Origin of the sequence: Caulobacter sp., from assembly GCF_035254145.1 — a bacterium.
Classification (GTDB): domain Bacteria; phylum Pseudomonadota; class Alphaproteobacteria; order Caulobacterales; family Caulobacteraceae; genus Caulobacter.
This window is the reverse complement of sequence record NZ_DATFAV010000202.1, coordinates 1-7,917: the sequence shown is the minus strand read 5'-3', so window position 1 is coordinate 7,917 and position 7,917 is coordinate 1. Positions and strand designations below refer to the sequence as shown.

The window sequence follows — 7,917 nt, the reverse complement described above, 5'->3', positions numbered from 1 at the left end:
GGAGGCTTACGAAAGATTTGGCGCAAGCTGAGCAACCCTAACTAAACACCGCTCATCCCCGCTTTCGCGGGGATGAGCGGATGGTGGGGCAGGTCATGGGCCTAGCATAATCGGGCGTGGCTATGCTCAATCCCTCCATGACCGTTCTCGACGCGCCCGCCCCCCGCTTTTCCGTCAGCCCCAACGCCCTGATCCTGATCGCCGCCTGCGTGGGCCTGGGCTGGGCCGTGGCCAGCCAGGTTCCGCCCGCCGGGGTGATCACCTTCGCCTTCGTCGCCGCGGCCTGGGTGCTCAGCGTCGGGATCCATGAGTTCGGCCACGCCTTCGTCGCCCACAAGGCTGGCGACACCACGATCGTCGAGAAGGGCTACCTGACGCTCGATCCGCTGAAATATTCGGACATGGCCACCACCGTGATCTTCCCGCTGATCGCCCTGGCCCTGGGCGGGATCGGCTTTCCGGGCGGGGCGGTCTATCTGCGCGAGGACCTGATGCGCTCGGCGGGCTGGCGGTCGCTGGCCTCGCTGGCCGGGCCGCTGGGGACGCTGGTGGTGCTGGTCGTCCTCGCGATCGCCCTGCCGGCCGTGGCCTCCGCGCCGCTGCGCGAGGCCCTGTCCCTGCTGGCCTTCCTCCAGGCTAGCGCGCTCGTTTTGAACCTACTGCCGATCCCGGGGCTGGACGGCTATGGCGTGATCCGGCCGTTCCTGCCGGACGGGGCCCGCGCGGCCATGGTCAAGGTCGAGCGGGTCGGGTTCCTGATCCTGTTCGCCCTGATCTTCTGGGTTCCGGGCGTCAGCGAAATGATCTTCGCCGCGGCGCTGACGATCACCGACCTGCTGGGCGTTTCGCGGCCGGCGATCGCCGGGGGCTGGCAGGCCTTCCACTTCTGGGGCTCTTGACCTTCCGCGCCTGAACCCCTCTCCTTCAAACAAGCGTTCAAGATCAGGAAGGGGAGGTCGCCATGGCCTATGCGCCGTTCAACCTGTCGGGCAAGGTCGCTCTCGTCACCGGCGGCAATCGCGGCATTGGCCTTGGCATGGCCAAGGCGATGGCCCAGGCCGGCGCCGACATCGTGATCTGGGGCTCCAACCCCGAGCGCAACCAGGCCGCCGAGCAGCAGCTGACCGCCCTGGGCGTGCGGGTGAAGGCCCAGACCGTCGACGTCTCCGACGAGGCCCAGGTCGCCGAGGGCATGGAAGAGGCCGTGGCCGCCATGGGCCGGGTCGACTCCGTCTTCGCCAATGCGGGCATCGGCTATGGCTCGCCCTCGTTCGTCGACATGAAGACCGAGGTCTATCGCAAGGTGCTGTCGGTCAATCTGGACGGCGTCTTCTTCACCCTGCGCGAGGCCTGCCGCCACATGGTCGAGCGGGCCAAGATGGGCGACGCGGGCGGCTCGCTGGTCGGGATCGCCTCCCTGGCCGCCATCGAGGGCGCGGCCCGCAACGAGGCCTACGCCGCCACCAAGGGCGCGGTGATCTCGATGATCAAGTCCGTGGCCGTCGAGCACGCCCGCTACGGCGTCCGCGCCAACGCCATCCTGCCGGGCTGGATCGCCACCGACATGACCGCCGGCGCCCAGGGCAATTCGGCCTTCGCCGAAAAGGTCATTCCGCGCGTCCCCGCCCGCCGCTGGGGCGAGCCGGAGGACTTCGGCGGCATGGCCGTCTATCTGGCCTCGGACGCCTCGAGCTACCACTCCGGGACCACGATCGTCATCGACGGCGGATACTCGATCTTCTAGTCCGCGATTATTGGACTCTGAAGTCCAATAAAACCCTATTGAAAACAGGGTCTTGCGGAACTGCCTTGACGATGAGAAGCTTTCTTCAAGGCAGCCCGAACATCAGATTTGGGCGCCGGCGAGGAAACGAAAGAGATGACGCCCCAAGACGTTGTCAGCCTGGCGCCGCCACGCGGCTTCCTGACGCTGATCGCCCTGGTCCTGACGGCCATGGCCAGCTGCTTCTGGACGTGCGAGTCGGACGTCGAGGCCGAGCTGACCCGACGCCACTGAGTTTCCGCGGGGCGTGGGCGCCCTCGCGGAACACTTGCCGGCCCGGCCTGGCCCCCTGATCCTCCCACGAAACAATGGGAGGAACGGTCATGGGTCTGCGCACGCCGCTTTGCGATCTTCTGCATATCGAGCATCCGATCCTGCTGGCCGGCATGGGCGGCGTCTCCTACGCGCCCTTGGCGGCGGCGGTGTCGAACGCCGGCGGCTACGGCGTGCTGGGCATGGCCGGAACCACGCCCGACTTCATCCGCGCCCAGATGCGCGAGGTCAAAAGCCTCACCGACAAGCCGTTCGGCGTCGACCTGCTGGCCGCCACGCCCGACGCCCTGACCGCCAGCGTCGAGGTCATCATCGAGGAAGGCGCCAGTTCGTTCATCGCGGGCCTGGGCGTTCCCCTGCCGATCATCGCGCGGCTGAAGGCGGCGGGGCTGAAGGTCATGGTCGTCTGCGGGGCGGTCAAGCATGCGGTCAAGGCCGAACAGGCCGGCTGCGACGCGGTGATCTGCCAGGGCGGCGAGGGCGGCGGCCACACGGGCCTCGTCGGCACCCTGCCCCTGGTCGCCCAGGCGGTCGAGGCGGTGAAGATCCCGGTGGTCGCCGCCGGCGGTCTCTATGATGGCCGGGGCCTGGCCGCGTCGCTGGCGCTCGGCGCCCAAGGCGTCTGGATGGGCACCCGCTTCATCGCCTCGCTCGAGGCGCACGCGGGCGAGCTGTATCGCCAGGCGGTGGTTCAGGCCTCCGACGAGGACACGGTCCGCACCCGCTGCTATTCGGGCAAGCCGATGCGGGTGAAGAAGAACCCCTATGTCGAGGACTGGGAGGCGCGGCCGGCCGACATCCAGGCGTTCCCGCAGCAGGCGATGGTCTCGATCCGCAACGGCGCCATGGGCGGCATCGGTGGTCAGATCGAGGGCCTGGATCCCGACAAGTCGTGCTTCGCCATGGGCCAAAGCGCCGGCGGCGTCCACGACGTCCCGCCCGCCGGCGAGATCGTCGCGCGCCTGGTGGCCGAGGCCGAGGCGGCGTTGGCGAAGGCGAACGCCTATCGCGTCTGACAACCTCCCCGGTGAGGGGGCAAGCCGAACGCACTCTTCGTCTCTCCTCGAACTGGGGCCTCCCCGCCTGGGGAGGATCTCCTAGTCCGCGATCTTCGGCAGGATCTTGCGGAAGTGCGCCTCGACCGCGCCGTGGCACTCGCAGGCGCGTTTCTCCAGGGCGGGGCGATCGAGCACCTCCACCCGCCCGCGGCCGATGTGAATGATCCCGGCGTCCTGGAGGCCGCGGGCCACGGCGCTGATCGTCGTGCGCTGCACGCCCAGCAGCTGGGCCAGGGTCTCCTGGGTCAGGCGGATCGGGACGTCGCCCGAGCGGTCGTGGGCGAACAATAGCCAGCGGCAGGCGCGCTGCTCGATCGGGTGCAGGGCGTTGCAGGCGACCACCTGCATCATCTGGGCGACGAAGACGTCGGCGTAGCGGTCGAACAGGTCGGCCACGACCGGCGAGCGGGTCTTGATCTCCTCGAGGCGGCTGGTCGGCAGGCAGAAGGCGTGTCCGGCCACGCGCACCACGGCCCGTCCGTAGGCGGGCTTGAAGCCGGCGCTGACCATGCCCCCGACCGCGCCCTCGAAGCCGATGCTGGCCGCCTCGATTTCCTGCCCGTCCGAGGTGACCACGAGCAGCGACACCTGGGTGGGGCCACAGGGCAGATAGGTGTGCTCGACATCGTCGCCGACATCGAACAGCACGGCGTCCTGGGGCAGGTCGACCAGGACGAGGTGGGGCGAAAGCTCGGCCAGGGCGTCGGGCCGCAAGGCCGCCAGAAGCCGGTTGGCGATGGGGGACGGGGCCGCGGCGCCTTCCACGGCGCTGCGGACGATGCGGGCGATAGCGGTCATGCGAACCTCCCGTGACGCTTCGCATGCTTAAGCGCGCGGCGAACGGCTTAGTTTCCAGCGACCCTGGAGAGTCTTTCGAAGCGGCGACCAAACGCCTCCGCCCAATGGGGCCTAGCTGAGCAGGGTGGGCCGCGACAGGACCCAATCGTCCTCTTGCTCGTGCAGCATGACGGACAGGCCAAGGCCGGCGGGATGCTCCGCCAGGCGAAGGGCGGCGGCGCGGGCCGCGTCGCGCGTCTCATAGGCGCCGAAGCGCAGGTTGTCGCCGATGATCGACCAGCGATCGCCGACCCGTACAACGCCGTAATGCACCTCAGTCATGGCTAGACCTCCTTGCAGTATCCACAGGGAACGCCCGATCGCGGTCGACCGCAAGGTCTTTATCGTCAAAGCTTTTTTGACAGCGATGGACACCTTATCCCCAAGGTGGCCCCCAAAGGTGGCCCATAAGGGGCGGGGTCGCCTCGTCGAGGCGGAGCGGCGCGTGACAGGGCCCCGCGCATTGGCGATAACAGCGGGCATGTCCGGTCCGTTTCTTTCCGGCGCCGTCATGGGCGTTGTTCTCGCCGCCGGGGCGGCGGGCGGTGTGGCGCTCGGCCAGGAGCGCTCGCCCGACGAGCGCCAGCGTCTGTCGGACCTGGCCTATGTGCTGGGTGAAAGCCACGCGCTGCGCCAGGCCTGCGAAGGCGAGGACGATCAGTACTGGCGCGCCCGCATGATGCGCCTCGCCGAGGTGGAGAAGGGGAGCGAGACCCTCGAGGCCCAGTTGCGCGAGCGCTTCAACGCCGGCTTCGTCTCGCGCCGTGGCGAGTATCCGGTCTGCGACGACGCCAGCCGGAAGGCCGAGGCGCGGGCCGCCCGCCGGGGCCAGGCCCTGGCGCTGAAGCTGGCCCAGTCGATGGTCCAGGTCCGCCGCGTCGAGCCGGCGCCGGATTCCGTGGCGGAAGGCGAAGCGGCGCGCTAACCTCAACCGGAAGGTTGTGAGGGAGGGGTGTCTTGGGCGTCTCGATTGTCGTTCTGATCCTGCTGGTCCTGGCGTTCGTCCTGGTCGCCAGCGTGATCAAGATCGTGCCGCAGGGGCGCGAATTCACCGTGGAGCGGTTCGGCCGCTACACCCGCACCTTGAAGCCCGGCATCAGCATCCTGACCCCGTTCGTCGAGACGATCGGGCGCAAGGTCAACATGATGGAACAGGTGCTGGACGTTCCGCAGCAGGAAGTCATCACCAAGGACAACGTCTCGGTGAAGGTCGACGCCATCGTCTTCATCCAGGTGATGGACGCCGCCGCGGCCGCCTATCGGGTCGACAACCTGATCTACGCCATCACCCAGCTGGCCCAGACCAACCTGCGCACCGTGGTCGGCTCGATGGAGCTGGACGAGGTGCTGAGCCAGCGCGACGCGATCAACACCCGGCTGCTGTCGACCATCGACCACGCCACCGGCCCGTGGGGCGTGAAGGTGGCGCGCATCGAGATCAAGGACCTGACCCCACCGCCGGACATCACCAACGCCATGGCTCGCCAGATGAAGGCCGAGCGCGAGAAGCGCGCGGTGATCACCGAGGCGGAAGGCGAAAAGCAGTCCCAGATCGCCCGCGCCGAGGGCCAGAAGCAGTCGGCCATCCTGCAGGCCGAGGGCCGCCGCGAGGCCGCCTTCCGCGACGCCGAGGCTCGTGAGCGCGAAGCCGAGGCCGAGGCCAAGGCGACCGCCTTCGTGTCGGAAGCGATCTCCAAGGGCGACGTCAACGCGATCAACTACTTCATCGCCCAGAAATACGTCGAGGCGTTCGGCGAGCTGGCGCGCAGCCCGCAGCAGAAGACGGTGATCGTGCCGGCCGACTTCGCCGGCCTGACCGGGACCGTCGCGGGGGTCAGCGAGTTGATCAAGAGCCTGGGCGCCGACGCGCCGCGTTCGCCGACGCCGTCGCGCGCGGCCTCCACCGCCGCCCCCACCGGCGGCAAGCGCGGAGACTGACGTCATGGACGCCCTGGGAAGCCTCTACGCGACGCACCCCTTCTGGCCGTGGCTGGCGGTGGCGGCGCTGTTCCTGGCGATCGAGGTGGCGACCGGCACGGGATGGCTGCTGTGGCCGGCCGCCAGCGCCTTCGTCGTCGGCTTGCTCGCCGAGGCCGTCAGGCCCGGCCTGGCGGTCGAGATCGGCCTGTTCGCGGTCCTGACCATCGCCTCGACCTATGTGGCGCGCAGGTTCCTGCGGCCGGTGCTGGAGCCCACCAGTCCGGATCTCAACGACCCCATGCGGCGCCTGGTCGGCCAGCACGGCCAGGTGATGGCGCCGTTTGACCAGGGCCGGGGGCGGGTGTTCGTCGACGGCAAGGACTGGGCGGCCGAGAGCGACGAGCCCGCGCCGACGGTGGACCAGACCGTGGTCGTCACGGGCGTCGACGGGGCGGTGCTGAAGGTGCGCGTCCTGCCGTCCTGACGCGGACTGCTGACAAAAGGCGGCGAGACCCCTGTTATCTGCGCGCGGCCGCACCATCTGTGGCCGCGAACGCCGGCCTGGACGGCGTCTTCATCATCACGCTCAAAGGGAGATGGCGTGACCCCCATTATATCGGTATCGGGTCTGAACAAGACCTATGCGTCTGGCCATCAGGCCCTGAAGACGATCGACCTGGACATCCGCAAGGGCGAGATCTTCGCCCTGCTGGGCCCTAACGGGGCCGGCAAGACCACGCTGATCAGCATCATCTGCGGCATCGTCAATCCCAGCAAGGGAACGGTGACAGCCGACGGCCACGACGTGGTGCGCGACTATCGCGCCGCCCGCACCAAGATCGGCCTGGTACCGCAGGAGCTGCATACCGACGCCTTCGAGACGGTCTGGGCCACGGTCAGCTTCTCGCGCGGCCTGTTCGGCAAGCCGCGCAACGACGCCCTGATCGAGAAGATCCTTCGCGACCTGTCCCTGTGGGACAAGAAGGACAGCAAGATCATGGCGCTGTCGGGCGGCATGAAGCGCAGGGTGATGATCGCCAAGGCGCTGAGTCACGAGCCGACCATCCTGTTCCTGGACGAGCCCACCGCCGGCGTCGACGTCGAGTTGCGCCGCGACATGTGGGAGATGGTCCGAAAGCTCCGTGAAAGCGGCGTGACCATCATCCTGACCACCCACTACATCGAAGAGGCCGAGGAGATGGCCGACCGGATCGGGGTGATCAACAAGGGCGAGATCATCCTGGTCGAGGACAAGACCGTGCTGATGCGCAAGCTGGGCAAGAAGCAGCTGACCGTGCACTTGAAGGAACCGCTGGCGACCCTGCCGGCCGGTCTGGCCGATCCCTCGCTGAGCCTCGCCAACGAGGGCGCCGACCTGGTCTACATCTTCGACGGCCAGGCCGAGGACACCGGCGTCGCCGACCTGCTCAAGCGCCTGGCCGAGCAGGGCGTCGAGTTCAAGGATCTGAAGACCGACCAGAGCTCGCTGGAAGACATCTTCGTCAGCCTGGTGAGGGCCCCGCAATGAACCTCTACGCGATCAAGGCCATCTACCGCTTCGAGATGGCGCGGTGGTTCCGCACCCTGCTGCAGAGCATCCTGGCGCCGGTCATTTCGACCTCGCTGTATTTCGTGGTGTTCGGCTCGGCGATCGGCTCGCGCATGCAGGCCATCGACGGGGTCAGCTACGGCGCCTTCATCATCCCGGGCCTGATCATGCTGTCGCTGCTCAGCGAGAGCATCTCCAACGCCTCGTTCGGGATCTACATGCCCAAATGGGCCGGCACGATCTATGAGCTGCTGTCGGCTCCGGTCGCCTGGTTCGAGGCGGTCACCGGCTATGTCGGGGCGGCGGCGACCAAGTCGATCTGCCTGGGCCTGCTGATCCTGGCCACGGCGCGGATCTTCGTGCCGTTCGAGATCGCTCACCCGTTCGTGATGGTGCTGTTCCTGGTCCTGACCTCGCTGACCTTCAGCCTGTTCGGCTTCATCATCGGCGTCTGGGCCGACAACGTCCAGAAGCTGCAGATCGTGCCGGCGCTGATC

At 68.0% G+C, this 7,917-nt stretch carries 11 protein-coding genes; 9 read left to right on the top strand and 2 right to left on the bottom strand.

Going from position 1 to position 7,917, the window contains the following annotated elements; all coding sequences use genetic code 11:
- Positions 1-137 precede the first annotated feature (137 nt).
- From VJ655_RS12320 to VJ655_RS12305, 4 genes are all read left to right on the top strand, one after another.
- Positions 138-899, top strand: coding sequence for a site-2 protease family protein (locus VJ655_RS12320; RefSeq protein ID WP_324111449.1), 762 nt, complete (start codon positions 138-140; stop codon positions 897-899).
- A gap of 62 nt (positions 900-961) precedes the next feature.
- Positions 962-1,744 (top strand): SDR family NAD(P)-dependent oxidoreductase, encoded by a 783-nt coding sequence (locus tag VJ655_RS12315; protein WP_324111448.1) that lies wholly within the window; start codon positions 962-964, stop codon positions 1,742-1,744.
- A 135-nt stretch (positions 1,745-1,879) separates the two neighbouring features.
- Complete coding sequence (locus VJ655_RS12310; RefSeq protein WP_324111446.1) at positions 1,880-2,017, top strand: hypothetical protein; 138 nt, start codon at positions 1,880-1,882, stop codon at positions 2,015-2,017.
- 89 nt (positions 2,018-2,106) lie between these two features.
- Positions 2,107-3,072, top strand: coding sequence for a nitronate monooxygenase family protein (locus tag VJ655_RS12305; protein WP_324111444.1), 966 nt, complete (start codon positions 2,107-2,109; stop codon positions 3,070-3,072).
- Positions 3,073-3,153: 81 nt separating this feature from the next.
- Here the strand turns inward: VJ655_RS12305 and VJ655_RS12300 are convergent, their stop codons facing one another.
- Both VJ655_RS12300 and VJ655_RS12295 read right to left on the bottom strand, forming a co-directional pair.
- On the bottom strand, positions 3,154-3,912 hold the full coding sequence (locus VJ655_RS12300) for a Crp/Fnr family transcriptional regulator (RefSeq protein WP_324111443.1): 759 nt from the start codon (positions 3,910-3,912) through the stop codon (positions 3,154-3,156).
- A 111-nt stretch (positions 3,913-4,023) separates the two neighbouring features.
- On the bottom strand, positions 4,024-4,251 hold the full coding sequence (locus VJ655_RS12295) for a hypothetical protein (protein ID WP_324111453.1): 228 nt from the start codon (positions 4,249-4,251) through the stop codon (positions 4,024-4,026).
- Between the two features lie 181 nt (positions 4,252-4,432).
- Between VJ655_RS12295 and VJ655_RS12290 the strand changes: the two genes are divergently transcribed.
- The 5 genes from VJ655_RS12290 to VJ655_RS12270 form a co-directional block, all read left to right on the top strand.
- Complete coding sequence (locus tag VJ655_RS12290; protein ID WP_324111441.1) at positions 4,433-4,876, top strand: TIGR02301 family protein; 444 nt, start codon at positions 4,433-4,435, stop codon at positions 4,874-4,876.
- A 32-nt stretch (positions 4,877-4,908) separates the two neighbouring features.
- Complete coding sequence (locus VJ655_RS12285; protein WP_324111439.1) at positions 4,909-5,889, top strand: SPFH domain-containing protein; 981 nt, start codon at positions 4,909-4,911, stop codon at positions 5,887-5,889.
- Between the two features lie 4 nt (positions 5,890-5,893).
- Positions 5,894-6,355, top strand: a complete 462-nt coding sequence (locus VJ655_RS12280; protein ID WP_324111437.1) for an NfeD family protein — start codon at positions 5,894-5,896, stop codon at positions 6,353-6,355.
- 57 nt (positions 6,356-6,412) lie between these two features.
- Complete coding sequence (locus VJ655_RS12275; protein WP_324111451.1) at positions 6,413-7,399, top strand: ABC transporter ATP-binding protein; 987 nt, start codon at positions 6,413-6,415, stop codon at positions 7,397-7,399.
- Positions 7,396-7,917 (top strand): ABC transporter permease (locus tag VJ655_RS12270; protein WP_324111435.1); only part of this gene is annotated, 522 nt, incomplete at its 3' end. The genes VJ655_RS12275 and VJ655_RS12270, both read left to right, overlap by 4 nt.